The following is a 21,399-nucleotide window of genomic DNA, read 5'->3' as shown; positions in this document are numbered from 1 at the left end:
CCAAGCAAAACGCGGAATCCGCTTTCGCCGTTTCAAACCCCGACAAAATACACGAGATAAAAATGATACTTTCGGCTCGACACTGAGCCGCCCCAAAGCCAAGTGCAGTCGCATCCCGGATGCAGCGCTCTGCCATTCAACCAGAATTCGCCAGGACGCGCGCCCAACGCTACCATAAGCGGCTTCGCAAGCCCCGCCCGTTGCGAACGGCAACCCTCCCGAACACTCCGGGATTCACCTCGAGGCTCTTAAGGATGAAGGAATTCCTGGTCGGCTTTCTGCTGTCGCTGCTCTTGTTGCCGCTCGCTCTGCTCGGTCTCATGTTGCTGGTATTTTATGGCTGCACCGGCCGTGTAGAACGCGCACGAGCAGGCGTGCGAGCACTTGATCACTTCGTCAACGCCGCTGTCTTTAATGGCTATTCCTGGGAATCGGTATCCTCTCACGCCTGGCGTGAACGCAAAAACAAGACATGGGCTTCCTGGGTAGTTCGTTTCGCGGACATCTTCCAGGAGGATCACTGCCGGCGAGCAAACAAACGCGAACAGCACGTTGTCGATCTCGTCCTCAAGAAGAATCTGCATGCCCAGACGATCGGCAGGAAGCGACCAAAATTGCCGCAGACCGAAAACACTCAACCGGAAAGTTAGGGTTGGCTGACCTGCAATCCCGAGGACGCAAATCAACCGACGACTAAGCGCGCGATGAAGTGTCAGATATCAGAGCCAGCATTGGCGACCCGCGCAACATCCAGGTCATAGTACCCGCATTTCGGCGATTTCTGCGCTCGCACCGGCGAAACCAAAGCGACCCCATCTTCTTGCCCCGATGGACGCCCCAGCTCAGGCGGCCACAGCACTCCGGTTCGGCTATTCAGGGGCGAAAGTCTGGCATAGAAGCTTCCATTCGCCTGATTTTGAGCCCGCAACCAAGCACGAAACCGCTCGAATAACAATTTATCGACCTGACCAGGTGCGTGCCAAAATTCGTCGAGCGCCCCCTGGAACGTCAATCCGGGCATGTGGTAAACCGGATCGCCGAGAACGCATACCGGCGTGCCGTGGAGAATCGATGAGAGTCCGACCGTACTGTTGACCACAATCGTCCCCAGAGCGTTGCTCAAAAGTGTCGGCAAATGAACGTCATGAACATAGACGACCCGTCCTTCCAGGCCATGCTTGCGAATCATTCTCTGGAGGAAAACGCCATAATCCCGATATCCGCGATCAAGCGGATGATGCTTGAAGACCAGATAGGGAGACGGCCCCGACTGCTGGGATGAAAGCAAAGTGGGACAAGCACCAGCAGCGGGAGCGGGCGGACTGCTCTCAGCAATTAGGGATCTATCGCCGGCTTCAGAAGTTCGCACGCTGCGAGCGAAAGAGATCAAAACATTCTCGATGAACTCTTCAATTCCAGAAAACCGCGAATGCACGCTAATCTGCGCATCGTTGTGGGTTTGCAACGGCACCAGAAAATAGTGCTTCGCCGCAGAACCATTCAGCCAATCCGCCACGCGCTGCTCCCGATAAGCAAACAAACGCTTACGCCAAGCACTTCGCGCCCAGAAAAAGGCTTCGCGGATCGGACTCAATGACCGGTGGTGTTGATAGTGAGGAAACCGCCAACGCAACACAGTGTTGGCCAGCGCATAAAAAATAGAGTAGACCGCAGCCCATACAAAGGCGTTGGTTACCTGGACCGGCTTGCCCCGAGCAATCGGCTGAAAAGGCTGGCGCCGATAGAAATCGGGGTCACGAGACATAGATGAGTAATTATTTGCCCCGCCAGGTTCGACAGTGATGAAATCAGGGCGCAAATATCCCTCTTCGAAGACGTAGAGGGCAATACGGCGCCATCGGATCACCTGAGGGACAACGCGATGGTAGAAGCGGCAATCGCCAAACAAGAATACTGTGTCAATCTTGAACTGGCCGATCAGCCCATTTAGAAAAGCCGGCCAGTCATCAAGGCTTCCACGAAAATCGACCGCACCGAACGGGTAGTAGAGTCGATCTCCAGCGCAAAAATTGACTTTATGAACGACGGCACCAGCCGCTTCCAGATCCTTACGAAATCGCGAAAAGAAGGGACCCATAGGCCCCTGCAGCAAGAGGACACGTTTTCCCGCAAACGCTGACAGCACGAGCGCCCTCCCCTATTTCAGGTTACGAATTCGCGAAATCTCAGGTTCCAATCGCAGCCAAGGGCGACCTTTCATCACTCGCGACGCCCCGCCGCAGAGTCGCATGAACAGATCAACGCCCCCGCATCACAACACAACAAACCAGAGAAGAGACACAGCGAAAAATCCGCAAATAGACATTGCTGGCTCGCCCAATCAAAGCAGGGGACAAGTTAGCGATCCTGCCATCGCGGAAATCACTCGCTGTTAGGGGGATACGCGGTAGCGAAGCAAGCGATAACCGGTTTATTGATAAGCCGCAGTTAAGAACAGCCTAATCAGGAACTGAGGCGAGAGACTTAAAAAACCAAGCTAAGTGGATGCGGTGACGGTTTCTTGGAGACCTTGGTGACGAATGGACCACCACCAAGGTCTCCGAGTGCGCTTACTGTCAGGCGTAGATGATGTTGTCGTTTGCCTCGAGCACACCAATAAGGTTCACAAGATCCCCTTCATTCACCATTCCCGCGGTCAAGCCTGACGCAAACGCATTTGCGTCGTCGGCAATAAAGTCGATGAACTGGATGCTGTCACCGTTATTAAAGGTAACCGTCATATCCCAGAAGTCCTTATCGCCGAAGAAGATCTCGTAACGATAGTCGGGAATGACCGGATTGCTTGCATCCATATCCTTGCCGAGTTCAACCGACGCAATCATCCCAGCCAGTTCGGAAGCATCCGAGACGCCCGTGAAGGAAATGATGTCGCCCTGCTTTCGGCCATTCGCGTCGAACGCGAACTTATCGGCAAGGATCATTCCAAGGACAACATCATGACCGAAGGGTTTCGTCAAATCGAAGCTGACGATGTCTTGCCCGAAGTCGGAACCGTTGAGATACCCGTTCGGATCACTTGGCTGCTTGGCGAAGTTCGCAAGATCCGAAGAACCAACGTTGAAGACGTCGTTCATCGGATCGAGACCGGGGTTGTCTGCCAGCCACTTGTCACTCACGGCCGCCAAGGAGCTGGGATTATTGAAGTCTGGAGCGAAATCGGCGGGAGCAGCCGCGAGCGCGAGAATGTAACTATTTGTCGCCTCGACGAGATCTGAGTTATAGGCCGCGAACTCATTCGAGTCAGCGAACGCCATGAGGGCGGCACCGCGACCATCCATTTGAACCTGGCCCAGCCAGAAATCAAACCCACCGGGATCTGGGGAACGACCCAGGAGATTGGTGTAGAGCAACTGCACGAACTGAGCATCAGTCAGAGTAGTACCAAAGGCACTCTCAAACTCATTCGAGTTAACGAACGCATCCCCAATCGCACCAAGATTATTTACGTAACCCGCGTTGGCACCGGAGCCGCCGAGGTATTGATTGACCCAGAAGGGCAAGCCTGCAGGATCATTGGCACTTTCCGTATCTGATGGTACGGGCGCGCGGCCAAATGCTGCCAAGTAAGCAGTACCGAAAATGTCAGCAACGCTGGCGTCGAACTTGACTCCGTTCGCGTAAGTAATAGTAGCCATAGGTGACAATACCTCATCTATAAAGGGTGAGAGCCGATACGATCGAGCACAGGGTACCACGACCCATCGTGGACAAGTCCACCTTTTGCCCCAAGCCGAGCGAGCAAAATCATGGTGAGGGAGAGAGGGTCAAGGGCAAGGATACGAGGTGTTTATACAATGAGCACGCCTCCGATGCAAGGAAGTCCCCAGAGCGGCCGAGGCTGGCTGATCAGCCACGGAGGCAGCCCCGCCCCCCCCGCGACCTAGTATCCTGGCCTCCGAGAGTGGATCTCGCACGGAAGACCAGCAAGGCCCAGACCCAAACTCACAGGCACGCTTACTACCACGGACCCCAGCACGAAGAAACGAGCGAGCCGATCACAACCGCAGCGCCCTCGATTGGACGACGCATCCTGCGTGAGCCCAAACAGAGACTCGGACAAGATCGATCTCAAGCGCCGCCCCCGGACAATCTGCACACGTGAGAGCGGTAGCGACTAACGAGCGGAGCAAGCACGTTGCATTCAGCGGCACAGCGCCGGCACGGCTCTCGACGAAGCGCAACCCGCATCACTGCGGAAATTTCACGCGATACCCGGGAGTCCTGTTAGACTTTAGCGCCCAAAGTGGGGACGTCGAACGGTTGCGGAATGCGTTGAATCCAACCGATCAATGAATGCTCCACTCGAAGCTCTGCACGGGTACCCAGACGCACCAGATGGTAGCTGCCGTAGAGCGTGGAGAGCAAGCCACCGCCGGCAATACGGGGCGTGCGTATCGCCGCAGCGGAGAGGGGCGTGAGCCTCGTAGCCGCAGAGACGAGATGCAGGATCGGGACAGGGCACCGGGGCTCCCGCGCAGCGCATCTTTCACGGTAATCGCTCCAGTTTCCCGCCGCTTATTGCCCGACGAAGTCATGACAGCGCTCCAAAATCCGACCAGCGAAAGCTCGCCCATCGACGCTCAGTGGACGCCGTCTACCCCTTGGTTGGTGGCGATATCCGGGCTGCTTGGAACCGCAATTGCCATCGGACTGGTCGGCGTGGGATTTTTGTCTGGTCAGAACGATCGCGCCTGGTTTCCAACTGGCGACCAGAATCAAGCGCTCGTCGGATTGCTCTATTACCTGCATGACGCGTGGCGTTTTCCACTCTTCGCCGCAGCAAATCTGGGACCGGCGGGGATGAATATCATCTTCACCGATAGCATCCCTCTCTTAGCCCTTCCGGCGAAGATGTGGTTTTCCTTGACCGGGCAAGCGGTGAACTATTTCGGCGCCTGGGTGCTGCTGTGTTTCGCGCTGCAAGCCGTGGCTTTCAATCTCTTGCTGCGAGAATTCGTGACAACCACGCTAATCGCAGTGCTGGCCGCAACGGTGATCGCGTGCACGACTCCCGTTCTGCTGATGCGCTACTGGATGGAGCACCTGGCGCTGATGGGGCACTTCTTGGTGCTCTTCGGGTTGCTACTCATGGTGAGGGAAGGCCGTGACCGAACAACCCCATGGCGGGCACTCGGTTGGTGGATCGTCTTACTGACGGCGGCGCTCTGGGTCCATCCCTACCTCCTCGCGCTGACGGGTGCGATGTTCGGGACTGCGCGGGTGGAACGTCTCTTACGTTATCGAAGGGTAGCGGCAGAAACGATACGCACTCTTCTCGGCGTGTGCTGGATACTCAGCCTGATGCTCGTTTCCGGACATATTCAATTGGGCGGCCTACCCTCCCCAGTCGCACCCGAGACGACCTACACCATGAATCTGCTCGCACCCCTGCTTGCCCAGGGACTCAGTGGGCTACTTCCGGGCCGAGGCCACGTCGATCCCACTGGACACCAGGCCGTCGAGGGCTTCGCTTACTTCGGGGCAGGTATTTGGGCCGCCCTGCTGATCGTCATGGTTTTGGGGATGAAACGGTGGCTGCAGTTCGAAACGCCAATGCCGAAAAGAGGGAGACGAACGGATGATGGGCAACTGAGCCTTGTGCTACTGGCATTGCTGGCAATGGGCTTCTTCATCTACGCTCTCTCTCCGAACGTCTATGCCCTCGAGACCTTACTCATTAGTTACCCTTGGCCGGCTCCGCTGGATGCACTCGCCCGACATTTCCGCGTCACGAGTCGGTTTTTCTGGCCGGCACTCTACTTGATCTATCTGGCGGCCCTTCTGGGCCTGCTGGCGTGGCTACCTCGGCGCCTTGTCGCGCCGGCTCTGTTGCTCGTGGCCGCCCTGCAATGGCTAGACACGCGGCCATTGCAGGCGCACGTGAAAGCCCGCTCGACAGAGACGGCACCCATCCTGACCGACGCGCGCTGGCGCACTCTGGTGCCGCTCCATGATGAGTTGCTGCTTTACCCGCCGATGTTCTGCACGGCGGACACCAAGGGCATGGACTTGGATTTCGATCTTCAACTCCTGGCCGCACATGCCCAACTGCACACCAACAGCCTCTACGCGGCGCGCTGGGTACCAGATTGCACCCGCGAGGTTGGTCAAGACGCCTACAGAGTCAAGCTCAAACCCAGACGATTGATCGTCTTCCAAAACCCGCCCTTTTCACCTGGTCAGCTCCACAGAATGTCCGTGCCTCAGACCGCCTGCCGCAAGTTCGAGAATGGCTACGCCTGCAGTCTGGAGTGGGAGCGTTTGCCGGAAGATCTCAAGACGGAATGGAGCGCCCATCCGCTAGATGCCGTTTCGGCCTATGACCCTGGCCGGGAGCTTCACCTGATCGCGGGTAGCCCGGACAGCAACCACTTGGGCGCTGGTTGGTCATTACCAGAAGCTTGGGGAACCTGGTCGCTGGGCCGAAAGGCGCAACTCGAGCTGCCGTTAGCACGCCCCCTCAAGGGGAAGACCCTGGCGGAGTTCGAGGTCAATGCCTTGCTGGGAAAGACATTTGATTCGCAGCGCGTCAAAGTATTCGTGAATGGATACCCGCTCGCGGAATGGTTCTTCACAGAGACAGATGCCGGTGGTTGGCGCCGCGTCGAGTTACCGGCGGAGGTGGCGGAAGGCACCAGTCGATTGACATTCGAGTTTCGTATCGCACGCCCACGCTCACCAGCGGAGATCGGTTTGAGTGACGGTGATCTCCGACCGCTTGGCATCGCACTCATCCATGCGCGCGTATCCGATCAACAGGATCAAGACCCGTCTCGATCAGACTGATATCGACCAGGATTCACGACAATCAGCGCAGCCAGACCCGCAGGAGTCGCATTGGAAGTTCTCTCGATCATCGTACCCGTCTTCAACGAAGAGCAGATGCTGCCGCGGATGATTTCGGCGCTTCTTGCCGTTATCAGAGACATTGACCTTGAGACAGAAATCATTCTTGTCAATGACGGCAGCGACGATGACAGTTTATTAGTGATGAAAGAGCTTGCCAATCTTCACACATGCATCAAAATAATTGATCTCTCTCGAAATTTTGGCAAAGAATACGCCGTAAGTGCGGGGCTTCAATTTGCACGGGGCGCAGCCGCGGTCGTGATGGATAGCGACCTACAGCATCCGCCGGACGTCATCCCTCGATTCCTGGAGAAATGGCGAGAGGGTTATGATATTGCGTATGGCGTCCACATGGATCGACGCGAGGAAAGCCGCATGAAAAAGGCGTTTTCCGGCCTTTTTTATCGACTTTTCAACCGACTCACGGAGACACCGATTCCCCGGAACGTCGGCGACTTCCTGCTGCTCGACCGTCGCGTGGTCGATTCGCTAAATGCCTTGCCTGAGCGCAATCGCTTCATGAAAGGGCTCTTCGCCTGGGTCGGATTTCGACGAGCAGAGGTCGAATATGAGCAGGCGGAGCGTGCATTGGGTGAGTCGAAGTGGAATCTCTGGAAGCTTTGGAACTTCGCCCTTGATGGCTTGACCGGCTTCACGACCTTACCGCTCAGACTCTGGAGTTATGTGGGCCTGGTCGTATCACTGCTGGCGATGCTCTATGCGTCATTCCTCATCGTTCGCACACTCATCTCCGGCGTCGACGTGCCTGGCTTTGCGACCCTGATCGTCGTCATTCTCATGCTGGGCGGCATTCAACTCATCTCGCTCGGAGTCCTCGGCGAGTACCTGGGGCGTCTCTATCTCGAAGTGAAACAGCGGCCACTCTTCCTGGTCCGAAGCACGCACGGCTTCGAGCGCGACGCCTCCGAAGGCAGTGTTGTCTCTGAGCCCCCCTCTCGGCAGACCGAACCGAGGCGGTCCAGCTGAGGGCCATGCTACTGGAACTGGTTTGGCCTCGATCGTCGACAACCGGCGAACCTTCTTCCCTGAACCATGCCCACCCCACCAGGCAGCAGATCAGCGCGATAGACTTGGCTGCCGTCTCCGTTGCGTGCGGGCATGTATGGCTGAGGCGGGACTAGGCGCCGCAGTTTTCGCGAAACACCCAGAAGTGCGACAGCGCATAGGTGAATAGGGGCACCAGGCAGAGGACGAGCAACAGACCGATGCGATAGTCCAGCCCCAGCGGTCGCGTGACGACATAGAGAATGAGCTGGTTGAGCCCCAGAGCCATCACGGTGATGACAAGAAAGCGCAGGAATTGCGGCACACTGCCTCGACGTTGCCGGAACGTCCAGTAGTTGTGACCATAGTAGGAAACGAAAACGGCGCAGGAAAAGGCAAACAGATTCGCAACGAGAGGCTCGGGCAAGACGCCAGACTCAACGAGCGAGACGACGACTCCCAGATGGACCAGCGTGGCGACGATACCAACCAAGCCAAATCGGGCCAGGCGAAAGGCAGTCTCCAAGAGGCGTCTAGATCCGGCTGAGGTAGCCCATGTCACGTCGAGAGGCATTTCGATACTTCCTGGTCGTCGTTCTGCAGTCGGGGGAGGCGGACTTGGCTGGGCAGCGCACTCTTCGGAGGCACGCGCCGGCTTTGGTAGACTGGCGGACAGGGGACCATTCTACGGAATCTTGAGGTTTCTATGCGAGGTCGGATCAGGTTAGGTGATGAAGCCAAAGAGGGAACATGCTGTGGCAGAGGATCAGAATGACAACGCCAGGGGGCCAGCTCGGCTGTCGGATCGCTCAACCGACTCTCCCGCGGGGCGCGACTATCTGCGAGCGCTGACGCTGAGAACCCCCGACCCCCTCGCCTGGGATTGGGAAGCCACACTTGAGCGCAGCTACCTCCGGATTCTCCCGCTCGGTGCGAACATCATCGACGTCGGTGGCCACTCAGGCCGGCACACGCGCATCTTCCTGGAGCAGGTGCACGCCAGACAACTTTGGGTGTTCGAGCCGTTGCCGCGAGAATATGCCTACTTGACGCACCTGTTCGGACAATCTCCGCAGGTGACGTTGATCAATGCAGCCGTGAGCGAGCGCCCAGGCCGCGCACGCTTCGTCGTCAATACGCATGCGCCCGAGGAAAGCGGACTACGCCGGCGCCACTACAACGACGAACGGCACGCTGTCCTCAAGGAGATCGATGTCGATGTGACCACACTAGATGCGCTGCTCAGCACAGAGGCATCACAACACCGAGTGGACTTCATCAAGATCGACGTCGAAGGCGCCGAGCTCGACGTCCTCGGCGGCGCGCGGGCGCTTGCAGCGCGGGATCGCCCGGTGTTTTCCGTTGAGTTCGGCTCCCCCTCGTACAGCGTCTACGGTCGCCAGCCCGCGGACCTCTTCGTGCTCGCATCGGCTTGGGGGTATGCCCTCACTGATCTCCTAGGTCATCCGTTCCGCAATCTAGCGGACTGGCTGGCCTCGGTGGACACCTATTACTGGGATTATTTGATGGTCCCCTCAGAACGTTTGCCTCAGATCACCATAGCCTTGAGCGTGGACGCATGGCCGGTAGGCCAGTGATATGAAGATTGCGTTAGTCGCACCCAGCCCAGTGCCCTTCGTCATCGGTGGCGCTGAAAATCTCTGGACAAGCTGGCTTGCAGCACTGAATGCGTTTGAGGAAGTCGAAGCCGAACTGATCAAGCTCCCGTCACCGGAACGCACTTTCTGGGAGATCGTCGACAGCTACCGCCAGTTCGCCGAGTTGGACCTCTTGCATTTCGATCGAGTGATCAGCGGTAAGTATCCGGCCTGGATGGCGGCACATCCGGATCATCATCTCTTTCTATTGCACAAGTTGCGCGGTCTTTACGACACCTGGCCGACGAGTATGAGTGCGACGCCTCCACAGGGTTTTCCGGCGATCGACCGGCTGACGGCCATGCTCTCCCGCTCCGCAGGCGCTCGCAGCGCCCTGCCGGAGATCTTCGGAGCACTGGAGGAGCTACGCCTTGATGCGCCTCATCTACCACCGAGTGTCTTTGCCCTGCCCGGCGCACTGATCCGGCAGGTTGTTCATTCGCTCGATGCGATCGGGCTCGCACCAACCGCAATGCGCCGTTACTGTTCTATTTCGCGCACCGTGAAGCAGCGCAAGGATTATTTCCCGCAGGGGATGGAGGTGACGGTGCAGCACCCCCCAGCACCGCCACGCCCTGCGCCTCAAGCCACCGAAAAGGCGATCGAAGGGGCGATTTTCTCCGTTAGCCGATTGGACGGCCCAAAGCGCTTGGACTGGGTTGTGCAGGCCTACCTTATGGCGAAGCTCGACGTACCCTTGGTGATTGGTGGAGATGGCCCGCAGCGTGGTCGCCTCGAAGCGCTGGCTGGAGCCCACCCAAAGATCCGTCTGATCGGTCGCTTGACCGACGCCGAGCTAGCGGAGGCCTATCAGCGCGCACTCTTCGTCGTCTTTGTGCCGGAGCAGGAGGACTATGGGCTGGTGGCACTCGAGGCGCTGCAAGCCGGCCGACCGGTCTTGACCTGCGCCGACGCCGGCGGGGTCACCGAACTCGTGCAACACATGGAAAACGGGTTGATCGCGGCGCCATCTGTGCCGGATCTCGCTGACGGAATGCGGCGGCTGATCCTCGAACCAGCATTGCGCGACCGATTGGCGCATCGCGCCGCCGAGAGCGTCGTTCACATCCAGTGGCCAAACTTCGCGCGCGACTTCGCCAGACCGGCTCCGCGCATCACGGTCGTGAACACCTTCAGCATCTTTCCGCCCAGGAATGGCGGTCAAGTGCGCATGTTTCAGCTGTATCGGCAACTCGCCCGGAGGGCCGACGTCAGGGTCGTCAATTTGTCAGATGCGCGTTCCACACCCAAGACACGCATGCTCGCGCCAGGTTTGACCGAGGTTGTCGTGCCAATGACGGAAGCCCACGCCAGATTCGAGCACAGGCTGAGCCGGGATTTGAGGGCGTCGTGCGCCGACATGGCCGCCATGCTGCGCCCGGAACTGACCCCCGGCTGGTTGGCGGCCATCCGTGAAGCCGTCGCATGGGCGGACATCCTGATCGCCTGCCATCCTTACGCCTTCCCAGCGATCCGCTCGGTCTGTAACGCGCCAATTATTTATGAGTCGCTGAACGTTGAAGTCGATCTGAAGGGGTCGATCTTCGGTCACGCACCAGAGCAGGTCGAGGCGGTCGCCCGCACAGAGCGCGACTGTGCGCGACAGGCGCCCCTCGTGCTTTGCTGCAGCGATGAAGACGCCGCGCGGATGCAGGCTCGCTACGATCTTCCCAAGCGCCCGGCGACCGTGCCGAACGGCGTCGACTCGGCCTCATATCCCAGCCTTGACGACAGTAGACGGGATCGACTCCGGGATCGGCTGGGGCTGCGCGCGCTCCCGGTGGCGCTCTTCGTGGGAAGCCTGCATGGTCCGAATCTAGACGCACTCACGGCCCTGATCGCTATCGCGGAAGCCTGTCCCGACATCCTCTTCTGCGTGGTCGGGAGTGTTTGCGAGGCGCCAGGACAGCCAAAGACGACGCCAAACCTGAAACTCGTGGGCCGAGTCACGGATGCCGAACTGCGGGTGTGGCTCGCGGCAGCCGATGTTGGCCTAAATCCAATGACGACCGGTTCAGGCACCAATCTAAAGATGCTGGAATACGCGGCCGCGGGCCTCCCGATCCTAAGCACACCCTTCGGCGCCCGGGGCGGTATCCTGGATGCAGAGCGCGATTTCATTCAGGCGGAACTCCACGACTTCGCGCCCGCATTGCGGGCCTTGCTCGCGCCAGAGGCGAGTGGCAGACGCGAGGCGCGAGCACGGCTTGCGCGCGATCGCGCCGCCAAGGCAGGTGACTGGGATGTCATCGCGAAGCACATGTGGGAGGCGATCGAAGACAGCCAGCGGCAGGCCTACGCGCAATGAGTCCGATGCTCTTATGGAGTTTCGCGCGTCAAGAACTCGTGGATCGCTATGCTGGCTCTGCGCTCGGATTCGCTTGGGCGTTTCTGCATCCCTTGGTGATGCTCTTCATCTTCGTGGTGATCTTTGGTCAGATCATGGCCGCACGCTTACCTGGCGTCAACGACGCCTATGGCTACAGCGTCTATCTGATTGCCGGAATGCTCCCGTGGCTAGCCTTCTCCAACACGCTGACCCGAGCGGCGTCGGTCTTTGTCGACAAGAAGGGGATACTTTCCAAAATCGCCTTGTCTCTGCCAAGCCTGCCGATTTTCATTGTACTTGCGGAGAGCCTGAGTTTCCTGATAGGTCTGAGTTTTTTTCTCTTCGTGCTACTCCTACTTGGCGTTCCATTTAAACCAACCTTACTCGTCCTGCCATGGGTTTTTCTCATCCAGCAAGTCCTTGCACTTGGACTCGGTCTTTTCGCCGCCGTTCTCAACGTATTCTTGCGCGATACCCGCGAGTTTGTCACGATCCTGACGCAGCTTTGGTTTTGGCTGACACCTATCGTTTGGGTTCCCACAGTGGTTCCTGAGAAGCTATACAAAATTCTCGGAATCATTAACCCTATGGCGCCAATCACAACGAGCTACCACGCGATGTTCATCGGTGAAACACAGCCCGATTACGCTCAATTGAGCTGGGTAGCGGTACTGGCCTTCGCAATCTTCGGACTGAGCTACCTATTCGTCAAAACGCTAGAAAAAGACGTACGAGATTTTCTGTGATCGTTTTTATGATAGGCGCACTTCTGATCAACGGATCAGCCATCGCCACTTTCTTTTTGTTCCGGAATCGCGTTGCCTGTTTTCCGATGCCAGGCCTATGGTGGTTAGCAGCGGGATTAACATCGACCTTACTGACCCTACTGATTGCAGCGAAGACCCTATCGTGATTCGTGCTGATGGACTTTGCAAACGTTTCCGGTTATATCGCCACCCATCCGACCGGCTCAAAGAGATCATCCTGAGGCGACCTTATCATCATGTACATCAGGCACTGCAAGATGTCACCTTCGATGTGCCCCAGGGAGGCACGCTTGGCATCATTGGCCACAACGGTGCTGGCAAGTCGACGCTGCTAAAGCTTCTGACGGGCGTGCTACTTCCCGACAGCGGGCAAATCGAAAGCGGCGGACGCATCACCGGTCTTCTGGAGCTCGGAACTGGATTCAATCCGGAACTCTCCGGCACTCAAAATCTAACAAACAATGCATTATTGATCGGCCTGACACAGGACCAAATCGCGGAACGCCGTGAAGCCATCCTCGACTTCTCGGAATTAGGCAACTTCATTCAAGAGCCGCTGAAGACTTACTCTTCGGGTATGATTATGAGATTGGCGTTCTCCATCGCCATTCACGCCGATCCAGATACATTTCTCGTCGACGAAGCACTCGCCGTCGGGGATGCGCATTTCCAACAGAAATGTTATCGGCGCATTCGTGAATTTCGCGAGAGCGGAGGAAGCATCGTGCTCGTTTCGCACGATCTCAATGCTGTAAAAATGCTCTGCGATCGCGTCTTACTCCTAGAGCACGGAAAGCTTTATACGATCGGCGAGCCAGAGCGCACCATCAATCTGTACAACTATCTGGTTGCCAGACAAAGCGATGATTCGCTGCAAATCACCGAGCAGGACCGCGCGAGAACGGACTACGGCACTGGCGATGCCGAGATCCTTTCGGCTCGCGTTGTCGGAGCAGACTCAGGCGCAGAGACGATCAGCAGCGGCGAATCAGTAACGGTTCGCATCAACTATCGAATCCATCGCGACCTTCCGGAAATCACTGCGGGCATCTTGATTCGCGATCGCTTCGGACAGGATATCTTCGGCACTAACACGCGCTATCTAGATCTCGCTCTTCCGACGAGCAAAGGGGAATGGCAGATCGATTTCACGATGGATATGGATGTGGCGCCGGGCCAGTATACGCTCAGCGCCGCGCTCCACTCAGAAGAAAACCATCTAGATGCCTGTTATCACTGGCGAGATCATGCTGTAACCTTCGAGGTCGCCGGCATTCGAGGTCCTCTGTTCGCGGGAGTTTGTCGGCTCCGCCCAGTCTCACAGTTGCACCCAATCCCGCTGGACTAGATGATCGCCGCCCAAAGATCCGGACAGCATCGTATGCGACCAAGAAGACCGTGCACAATATTGCCGCTCACGTGAGCTCTGGTATGCATCCGTCACCGCCCTGCGCCGGAATGTCATTCGGTCACCTGGACGCCACCAATGGCTTCAGAAAGGAGACGAGAAGGGACAGGAGGAAAGCGGCTGATAACTGAAAGGAAGGCGAGACAGGTATCGCCAGCGGTTTTCGCGCTCTCGCCATCAAGAACACATTATCAGGAATCATTGCATGCAAGCTTTGCCTGACGTCGATGCGCTGATTCAGCGTGTCCGCGAAGAATCCAGCCGCCCCGATTACCAAGTCGACCTGATCGAACCGCTGGTCCCACTGGCAAGGCTAGCGACCTTGCCCAAGAAGGACGCGCAGACACTCGCGGGTTGCATCGACGATCTACTTGCGATCTCTGAGCCGACTGCCTTCATCGACCAGGCGTATCGTGCGTTGCTGCGGCGCCCGGCGGATCCCGATGGAGCGGCCCACCACCGCGAGATGCTCGATCATGGATTCGGGCAACCTTTCGTGCTGTCTTCGCTTCGCGCATCTCCCGAAGCGCGCGCGCTTGGATTGAGGTTCCCAGGGTTCGGTGTAGCGCCAGCGCTCTATTATCTCTCCCGGGTTGGCGCCCGACTCGGATTCCGATCGATCGTCCGGCGTCTGAACTGGACGTATCACCTGTGGCGTCAGATGCGCCTAGGTCAATCTCACCGTCTCCGCGCAGAGGTGTCACAGAAGCTTCAGGAGCAAGCGCATATTGCCAACGAGCTTCAAGCACGCGTTTGTCAGATGGAAGAGGACCAGCGAGCACAGGTCGAACGCCAAGCGCGGGCGCTTGATCGAATAAGCAAGAGCACCGACGAGCAGGCGGAGCAACAGCGAGGTCACGGCCAGCGACTCGACACGGCAGTTGGTGAAATCGGCCTGTTGCGCGCGCGCGTCAAAGTTCTCCAACAACGCGCTTTCGATCAGCGACCCGTCTGCCCTGACAGAACTCCGGACGACGCGGACACGGCCCTCAAAGATCGCCTTGATGCCTACTACCTCGCGTTTGAAGAGGCACATCGCGGACAGGAGTCGGATATAGCCGCCGATCAGCGGATTTATTTGCAGGACATTGCAAAACTACCGGATGAGCTTTTGACATCTCCGATGCTGGATATCGGCTGTGGGCGTGGCGAGTGGATGCGCCTACTGACCGACCAGGGTTTTCGAGCGATTGGCGTCGATCTCAACGAAGACATGGTCGCGCGTGCCAGAAAACTAGGGCTGGAGGTGCATCGATCCGATGCCTTGCACTATCTCGCGCGCCTCGCGGATAACTCGCATGCCGTGATCACCGGCTTCCATGTCGTCGAGCATCTGCCGTTTGAGCTGCTGTTTCAATTGGTGGAACAGGCTTGGCGGGTACTTCAACCCGGCGGTCGCTTGATCTTCGAGACACCCAATCCCGAAAACGTCCTGGTCGGCAGCCATACGTTCTACCACGACTTTAGCCACCATCATCCGGTGACGCCAACAGGCCTGAGGTTTCTCGTCGACTACCAGGGTTTCGAGGATGTCCGCCTATGGCGCCTGCACCCCTACCCCGAACAGGACAGGCTGGCCGTCGACACACCTCTCGCGAACCGCGTCAATGGCCACCTCTATGGACCCCAAGACTTTGCCTTGCTCGCAACGAAACCTGGTATTCCCGCCAGTGAAGACATGGCTGTCAGCCGTTCGAACGACGCATAGCAGGAACAGCCGATGAACATCATCGTGACCGCTTGCCAGGTACCCTTCATCGCGGGCGGAGCAAATCACCAAGTCAACGGTCTGGTGACCGCCCTGCAACACGCCGGTCACCACGTTGAGCTGCTTCGCTTCCCCTTCCAATTCCAACCGGCGGCAAGCGTTCTCAGCCTGATGACCTTTTGCGAACAGCTTGACCTAAGCCGACCAAACGGGCAAAGGGTGGATCGCCTGATCAGTTTGCAGTTTCCAGGCTACGGCGTGACCCATCCTCACCACATCGTTTGGGTGATGCATCAATTTCGCGCCGTATATGAGCTGTTCGATAGCAAAACAGCAACGCCAGAGAGTCTGAACATGCGTGAGACGGTGATCGACTACGACAACCGCGTTCTTGCCCGCGCCCGACGTCGGTTCGCAGAATCGGCCCGCGTCGCTGAGCGCCTTTCGCACTTCAACGGACTCGATAGTGACCCGCTTCTCCATCCTCCTGCCTTCGCGACACATTTTCGCTGGGCAGAACCAGAACCTTACGTGTTCTATCCCAGCCGCGTGGAGAACCTAAAAAGACAGAGCCTCCTCATCGAAGCTGCCCGGCACTTACGTTCTCCGGTCGCCATTCTCATTGCGGGTACAGGTGGGCTTACAGATCATTGTCGACAGCTCATCATTCGGTACGGACTGGAGCATCGTGTCAGACTGCTTGGGCACGTTAGCGAGGCTGAAAAGATTGCATTCTATGCGCATGCGCTTGCCGTCTTCTTCGGACCTTTCGACGAGGACTACGGTTACATCACGCTGGAAGCCATGCTTTCATCCAAACCCGTTATTACCTGCACGGATTCTGGAGGGCCACTGGAATTCGTGATTGAAGGCGAAACCGGTCGGATCGTACCCCCGCTACCGGAGACTATCGCAGAAGCCATCGACGCACTGCATGGAAATCCCCAGACAGCTATTGAAATGGGCCGTGCAGGCCGCGATCGGTATCAGAGGCTGGACATCAATTGGGAAAGCACGATCACTCGGCTCCTCGACGCGTGATCCCTCAAGGCAGAATGATCTAGCCACCGGACAGGGAAGAAAGGTGTAGCGCATCGGTTGCCGACCGTCCGTACATCACTCGCTGATAGACAGCAAATGTAGACTGAACACACTGCTCCCAGGAATATTGACGCGCGCGAGCGAGGCCTGATGCGCTTGCATCTCTTCGCCAAAGATCGTCTTCCATGCCGCGCCGAAGAGCCTCTGCCAAGGCATTCGTATCCTCAGGATCGACCACTAAACCGACGTCTCCAGCAAGCTCGAGCAACGTGGGGCAGGTCGAGGTCACAAGGGGTACGCCACTCGCCATGGCTTCGAGTAACGGCAAACCGAACCCCTCGTAGTGCGAGGGCAGGCTAAACAAATGAGCACCGGCAAAGACGAATGGCAGATCCTCTTGGGGCAGGTAGTCGAGGTAGCGGACTGTCCCAGTGCGTTGAGCAGCAGTGATGCTCGCATGGATCTCCTCGCTCCTCCAACCAGTCTCGCCCGCCAGTATGAGCGGATAATGGCGACGCAAGGCCAATGGCAGACTCGCGTGAGCCATGATGAGGCGCTGAATGTTCTTACGTGGCTCAATCGTTGCCACGCACAAACAATAAGCGCCCGGCGTCAATCCATAGGGTTCCAGCCGAGGCTTTAGCGCTTGCGGCTCACGCGGGTGAAAAACGGGATCCACCCCAAGCGCAATAGCGCTAACCCGTTCGGCCGAGCACCCAAAGCGATTGATCAACTCTAGCCTGATAGCTGCTGAATCAGTGATGAGATGAGACGCGCGAGCCAGGGTATTAGGTATCTCCAAATTGACAAGTGCAACGCGGCTTTCTGGGTGGTACTGCGGATAGATGAGCGTCGAAAGGTCGTGGATTGTCGCTATTGTTGGCCCACCAAACCGGGGAAGGAAGTAATTCGGAGAATGAAATAGATGATCGTCAAGGCGCCTCAAGCGCCATTGATCGATCGCCCCAACCACCTGCCGAGACGTCTTGAGCGTAAGCGAATTGTTTGGCAGGCTAGAGCGAGCCCGTGCAAGCAGAGACCGTCGCAACGGCCCAGAAACAGCCGACTGCCGGGTCTCGCTCGCCACAGAGTTCAACCATCTACCGTTGAGATAGAAGCGAACGGCCTCAATCCCCGGATAATCGGATAGCCCACTCGCCAATTCGGCGGCGTACCGGCCGATCCCGGTGAGAGGATGCCGGATGGCATCCACGGACAGGATGATCTTCACACCAATTCCTCCAGAAGGCCTGATCTTGCTTGATTCGGACCCTGAACCCCAAGCAACAACCTCAACCGAACCCAAGGAGGCGCTGGTCGATCACTCGGCATTCGAATGCGGCCTAAGCGCTTGACGGATGCTCCGATCTTCCCAGACTCCGAACGGCGATTCTGGGCGCGAGCGTTACATGGATGCGCTCGAGCCCTGGCCAGCAGCGGAACAGGTTTCCCTGCGCTCACCCCATCGAGGAACCCTGGCAGCCGGCGCGCCTCGTTCCCGCAGCCGCCTCATCCGCCCCCCCCGGCCACATCACCTGAGCCGCAAACAAGGCGTTAGAAGCGCGAAGCATACTCAGGCGACTCGAGGAATCCATCGATCAGATCCGTCACGGAGCGTCCTCCCTGCAGTGCCTGCACCCAGAAATCGAACCCGCCCTGATCCGGTGCCCGCCGCAGCATGCCAACGTAAATCATGGTCACCTGCACCCAGCTATAACTGCGCGTCCTGAACTCGGGAGACTCGGAGAAACCAATCATGAGTTCTCCGCGCCCCAAACCTCCTTCAAGCTGACCTATCCAGAAATTGCGACCCTCGTCCTCTGGGGCTCGCCCAAGAAGATTTTCGTAGACTAGATCTACGAACGCACCGTTATCGATCGCGCCATAGTTACCGACGAACTCCTGGGAGACTGCAAACACCTGAGAGACGTCGATCAGGCTTACTCCAGCTTGCAACTGCCGAATCCAATGAATCAAGCCGTCGTAATCAGGGATTCTCAGAAAATAGGCAAAGTAGAGCCTTGCGAGTGATGCGATCTTACCCTGGAACTCTGGAGAGCTGAAAAAGCTGTCTACGAACTGAGCACGAGTCAAGATTCCCCTATTTAGAAGATCGGCCCAGAAATTGATGCCGGCCGTCTCGCCCGCCCGCCCCAGGAAGTCGAGATACTGCTGCGCAACGAAGTCATAGGGGTCGTCCAGGACACCTGAGCTAAGGGTACGAACCGGAATGATGTTGGAGGCTTCACTGGTAGCGGAGCTGTTATAGGCACGGACTCGGTAATAATAGTCAGTATTGGGCGTCAGCCCTCCGACCGCATAGCTCATCGCACTCCCGACATCCTGAACAACGACGTCGCCAAAGGCCGTGTTTCCCGATACCTCCAACCGATAGCCAGATGCGGCGCTGACGGCGTTCCATCGTGCCGTGAATCCGGTGCTGGAGATGTCCGTTGCTGCAATCGCAACCGGCGCATCGGTGGCGGTCGAGACTCGGTAAGTGGCGACCACAGCGCCGGTTTGGGCCAGCAGCCGGACGTTATCGCCATCGCTGGCGCTACCGGCGGTCGTTCCCTGGTAGCTCTTGAGTGGCGTAGAGAAGAGTGGCGCCTCTTCGTAATGGTTTCCAAAGCCGTCGTCATTATAGGCCATGATAGTGTGGTAATCCTGACCGTCACCGCCCGTGAAATACCAACCGGCGGAATACTGGCCGTCGAGGTAGTCATTGGGACCGGGATACGTGGCCTGGTGCTTCGAGTGGTGCGCGCCCAGGTTGTGACCAACCTCATGCGTCAGCGTGTTGCTAATGGCGACGGACCGAATCGCACTGACGGTATGAGCATACGCAGCATGGCCTGACCAATTCGTCAACAAATAGCCCTGCCCCACATACCCCCAAGCATAGCCGTGGTCAATCAGCATAGCGACCAGATCTGCACCGTAGGCGTCTCGCGCGGCCGCAACGGAAGCGAAGACGCCAGCACCTGACTGCAAGGCGCTCAAGTCGGCTGTCAGTGGGGTGGACAAGCTCGACTGGGTCGTATAATTGATCGACATGGCGTGAACGAGCCGGAAGTTGATCGCCGCGCCACTGTTCTGCATCGCCTGATTCATCCGATTGATGACATCTTCCGAAAATGCGGTCATGCCGCCGTTCGAACTCACCCAGTCAGTTGCCGTGGTGTCATAGACCAGCATCACGTCAATGGTCGCGGCAAGAGCGCCACGGGCTCCACATAGACTGAGAAGAAGCAGGCAGAACGAAAAGAGCAGAAAGCGGTACTTCGGTAATCCCTGTGTTGTGCAACGCATAGCGAAATCCTCGACACGTACTCGTTACGAAAGCGCATCCATCTCTGCGCCCCACATCACTCCGCAGGAGGAATAAGGGGAGAGGAGTGGATTATCATCGGCTGATGGCGACGATCGTATTCCGTGACTCGACCAATACCCGTGCTGGTATCACCAACGACCCGATAGAGAAGCTGCGTGTGCCGATCCTGGTAGGTCAAGAGGTAGCTGTCCGGCGTCATGGTCATCGAGAAGGTGGATAGGTCGCCATCGCGAAGACCTCCGCTGATGGACAAGACGCTCGACGTTGGGCGGGACTGGGAGGAGACGAGGATCTCGACATAGGTATCGGGAAAGAGTTCGAACGCCAAGGTTCGCGAAGTCAGATTCGGGAGTGAGTCCCGGGCAGTGCTGCTCGCGTCGAGGCTACTCCCATCGATCGAAAGCAAATCTGTCACCAACCTGACATCACCCGTTCTCACCACGAAGGACTGCAGGTCGTCGTCGACAGGTATCCGCAGGCTGTCCCCGCCACGCACATCGGCAGGGACCGACGCCAGCACCGTCACGGCAGGACGTTCTGGCTCGGCAGCCAGGATAGGGGTATTCAGCATGGCAAGGCCCAACAGCAAGCTGGCAAGAGTGCCGAGTTGGGCAGAGAAGGCGGCAATACCTCGGGCATCGAGCCACGGCTTCTGGCCTACCGCACTGGAAGGACGAGCGTGCACGCACGCGGAGCCGGTGCCGATCAGGTGTAGACGATTAGTCGAATCCGGATTCCTAGACACTTTTTGCGCGCTCCTTCGTTGTTCAATGGGGTCACATACATCCCCGCGCCTCGAGACGCGAGCAGGATGGCAGAGACTGACTCTACACCCCAGGCCTGAGAGTCAGGCTGAGTTTTCACGAGAAGCGTGACGGTGTTCGCGACGCTGCCCCCAAGACCCAGGGCTGTGAAGGTCACAAAAAGTGAACGCAACGACTCCTGCCGGTCGCCCGCCCTCGACGCAGCTGAATCGCCCGAGCAGCGCGAGTCGCGCGTCCTCGGTACAATCGCGCCCTTTTGTAACCAGCGGGCTGTTGACGATGTTGCTGAATCCACTGCTTGAGCGCTTTGCCGAGCATTTCCCCATCCCCACCATGGCGCGCGCGGTGTTGGAGCGCAGCTTCCATCCGGACCAGCTCAACGCCTGGTTTGAGCAGACGGCGCAAAGCCAGTACACCCGTCATCTGTTGTTCTCGACGCTGTTCGATCTGATGATGCAGGTGGTCACCCGCCAGCAACCGTCGATCCATGCGGCCTATCAAGGGGCGCGCGAGGA

The 21,399-nt window shown here is 57.8% G+C and carries 15 protein-coding genes and 1 pseudogene; 10 read left to right on the top strand and 6 right to left on the bottom strand.

The genetic code is table 11. The features are described 5' to 3' along the window. Nucleotides 1-254: 254 nt before the first annotated feature. The gene (locus CKO23_RS14805; RefSeq protein ID WP_200332545.1) at nt 255-650 is read left to right on the top strand and encodes a hypothetical protein; all 396 of its coding nucleotides are present in this window, start codon (nt 255-257) and stop codon (nt 648-650) included. A 62-nt stretch (nt 651-712) separates the two neighbouring features. On the opposite strand, the gene CKO23_RS14800 is transcribed toward CKO23_RS14805, so the two are convergent. After that, nucleotides 713-2,098 (bottom strand): capsule biosynthesis protein, encoded by a 1,386-nt coding sequence (locus tag CKO23_RS14800; RefSeq protein WP_207168560.1) that lies wholly within the window; start codon nt 2,096-2,098, stop codon nt 713-715. A gap of 478 nt (nt 2,099-2,576) precedes the next feature. Then, the gene (locus CKO23_RS14795) at nt 2,577-3,656 is read right to left on the bottom strand and encodes a DUF4214 domain-containing protein (protein ID WP_200332541.1); all 1,080 of its coding nucleotides are present in this window, start codon (nt 3,654-3,656) and stop codon (nt 2,577-2,579) included. Between the two features lie 898 nt (nt 3,657-4,554). On the opposite strand from CKO23_RS14795, the gene CKO23_RS14790 reads away from it, so the two are divergent. Further along, nucleotides 4,555-6,807 (top strand): DUF6311 domain-containing protein, encoded by a 2,253-nt coding sequence (locus CKO23_RS14790; RefSeq protein ID WP_200332539.1) that lies wholly within the window; start codon nt 4,555-4,557, stop codon nt 6,805-6,807. Nucleotides 6,808-6,858: 51 nt separating this feature from the next. After that, nucleotides 6,859-7,857, top strand: a complete 999-nt coding sequence (locus tag CKO23_RS14785) for a glycosyltransferase family 2 protein (RefSeq protein WP_242482455.1) — start codon at nt 6,859-6,861, stop codon at nt 7,855-7,857. 151 nt (nt 7,858-8,008) lie between these two features. On the opposite strand, the gene CKO23_RS14780 is transcribed toward CKO23_RS14785, so the two are convergent. Continuing rightward, on the bottom strand, nt 8,009-8,401 hold the full coding sequence (locus CKO23_RS14780) for a GtrA family protein (RefSeq protein ID WP_200332537.1): 393 nt from the start codon (nt 8,399-8,401) through the stop codon (nt 8,009-8,011). Between the two features lie 205 nt (nt 8,402-8,606). Here CKO23_RS14780 and CKO23_RS14775 point away from each other — a divergent pair, with 205 nt between their 5' ends. The 6 genes from CKO23_RS14775 to CKO23_RS14750 all read left to right on the top strand — a co-directional run bounded on the left by CKO23_RS14775 (nt 8,607) and on the right by CKO23_RS14750 (nt 16,786). Next, nucleotides 8,607-9,473: an FkbM family methyltransferase gene (locus tag CKO23_RS14775; RefSeq protein ID WP_242482459.1), complete on the top strand. Its 867-nt coding sequence runs from the start codon at nt 8,607-8,609 to the stop codon at nt 9,471-9,473. A 1-nt stretch (nt 9,474) separates the two neighbouring features. Further along, nucleotides 9,475-11,841 carry a glycosyltransferase family 4 protein gene (locus CKO23_RS14770; RefSeq protein WP_200332533.1) on the top strand — a complete coding sequence of 789 codons (2,367 nt, stop codon included), beginning with the start codon at nt 9,475-9,477 and terminating at the stop codon, nt 11,839-11,841. After that, nucleotides 11,838-12,608 carry an ABC transporter permease gene (locus tag CKO23_RS14765; protein ID WP_200332531.1) on the top strand — a complete coding sequence of 257 codons (771 nt, stop codon included), beginning with the start codon at nt 11,838-11,840 and terminating at the stop codon, nt 12,606-12,608. Before CKO23_RS14770 ends, CKO23_RS14765 begins: the two co-directional genes overlap by 4 nt. Nucleotides 12,609-12,705: 97 nt before the next feature. Next, nucleotides 12,706-13,977: an ABC transporter ATP-binding protein gene (locus CKO23_RS14760; RefSeq protein WP_200332529.1), complete on the top strand. Its 1,272-nt coding sequence runs from the start codon at nt 12,706-12,708 to the stop codon at nt 13,975-13,977. Between the two features lie 265 nt (nt 13,978-14,242). Further along, complete coding sequence (locus CKO23_RS14755) at nt 14,243-15,745, top strand: class I SAM-dependent methyltransferase (RefSeq protein ID WP_200332527.1); 1,503 nt, start codon at nt 14,243-14,245, stop codon at nt 15,743-15,745. Between the two features lie 12 nt (nt 15,746-15,757). After that, a complete protein-coding gene (locus tag CKO23_RS14750) occupies nt 15,758-16,786 on the top strand; it encodes a glycosyltransferase family 4 protein (RefSeq protein ID WP_200332525.1) in 1,029 nt (342 codons plus the stop codon). A 19-nt stretch (nt 16,787-16,805) separates the two neighbouring features. On the opposite strand, the gene CKO23_RS14745 is transcribed toward CKO23_RS14750, so the two are convergent. The 3 genes from CKO23_RS14745 to CKO23_RS14735 all read right to left on the bottom strand — a co-directional run bounded on the left by CKO23_RS14745 (nt 16,806) and on the right by CKO23_RS14735 (nt 20,865). Then, on the bottom strand, nt 16,806-18,017 hold the full coding sequence (locus CKO23_RS14745) for a glycosyltransferase (protein ID WP_200332523.1): 1,212 nt from the start codon (nt 18,015-18,017) through the stop codon (nt 16,806-16,808). 323 nt (nt 18,018-18,340) lie between these two features. Beyond that, a complete protein-coding gene (locus CKO23_RS14740; protein WP_200332521.1) occupies nt 18,341-20,098 on the bottom strand; it encodes a DUF4214 domain-containing protein in 1,758 nt (585 codons plus the stop codon). A 56-nt stretch (nt 20,099-20,154) separates the two neighbouring features. Beyond that, a complete protein-coding gene (locus CKO23_RS14735; RefSeq protein ID WP_200332519.1) occupies nt 20,155-20,865 on the bottom strand; it encodes a hypothetical protein in 711 nt (236 codons plus the stop codon). A gap of 298 nt (nt 20,866-21,163) precedes the next feature. Between CKO23_RS14735 and CKO23_RS14730 the strand changes: the two are divergent. After that, nucleotides 21,164-21,399 (top strand): annotated as a pseudogene (locus tag CKO23_RS14730) (IS4 family transposase); the annotation flags it as partial.

It is taken from the genome of Thiocystis violacea (assembly GCF_016583565.1).
Taxonomy (GTDB): Bacteria; Pseudomonadota; Gammaproteobacteria; order Chromatiales; family Chromatiaceae; genus Thiorhodococcus; species Thiorhodococcus violaceus_A.
Note: the sequence above shows the minus strand (reverse complement) of the source record. Positions and strands in the feature narration are given on the sequence as shown.

Coding starts and splice junctions, on each gene's coding strand:
- CKO23_RS14805 (WP_200332545.1), top strand. CDS start 255: ATGAAGGAATTCCTGGTCGGCTTTCTGCTGTCGCTGCTCTTGTTGCCG.
- CKO23_RS14800 (WP_207168560.1), bottom strand. CDS start 2,098: ATGGGTCCCTTCTTTTCGCGATTTCGTAAGGATCTGGAAGCGGCTGGT.
- CKO23_RS14795 (WP_200332541.1), bottom strand. CDS start 3,656: ATGGCTACTATTACTTACGCGAACGGAGTCAAGTTCGACGCCAGCGTT.
- CKO23_RS14790 (WP_200332539.1), top strand. CDS start 4,555: ATGACAGCGCTCCAAAATCCGACCAGCGAAAGCTCGCCCATCGACGCT.
- CKO23_RS14775 (WP_242482459.1), top strand. CDS start 8,607: ATGAAGCCAAAGAGGGAACATGCTGTGGCAGAGGATCAGAATGACAAC.
- CKO23_RS14770 (WP_200332533.1), top strand. CDS start 9,475: ATGAAGATTGCGTTAGTCGCACCCAGCCCAGTGCCCTTCGTCATCGGT.
- CKO23_RS14765 (WP_200332531.1), top strand. CDS start 11,838: ATGAGTCCGATGCTCTTATGGAGTTTCGCGCGTCAAGAACTCGTGGAT.
- CKO23_RS14760 (WP_200332529.1), top strand. CDS start 12,706: ATGGTGGTTAGCAGCGGGATTAACATCGACCTTACTGACCCTACTGAT.
- CKO23_RS14755 (WP_200332527.1), top strand. CDS start 14,243: ATGCAAGCTTTGCCTGACGTCGATGCGCTGATTCAGCGTGTCCGCGAA.
- CKO23_RS14750 (WP_200332525.1), top strand. CDS start 15,758: ATGAACATCATCGTGACCGCTTGCCAGGTACCCTTCATCGCGGGCGGA.
- CKO23_RS14740 (WP_200332521.1), bottom strand. CDS start 20,098: ATGCGTTGCACAACACAGGGATTACCGAAGTACCGCTTTCTGCTCTTT.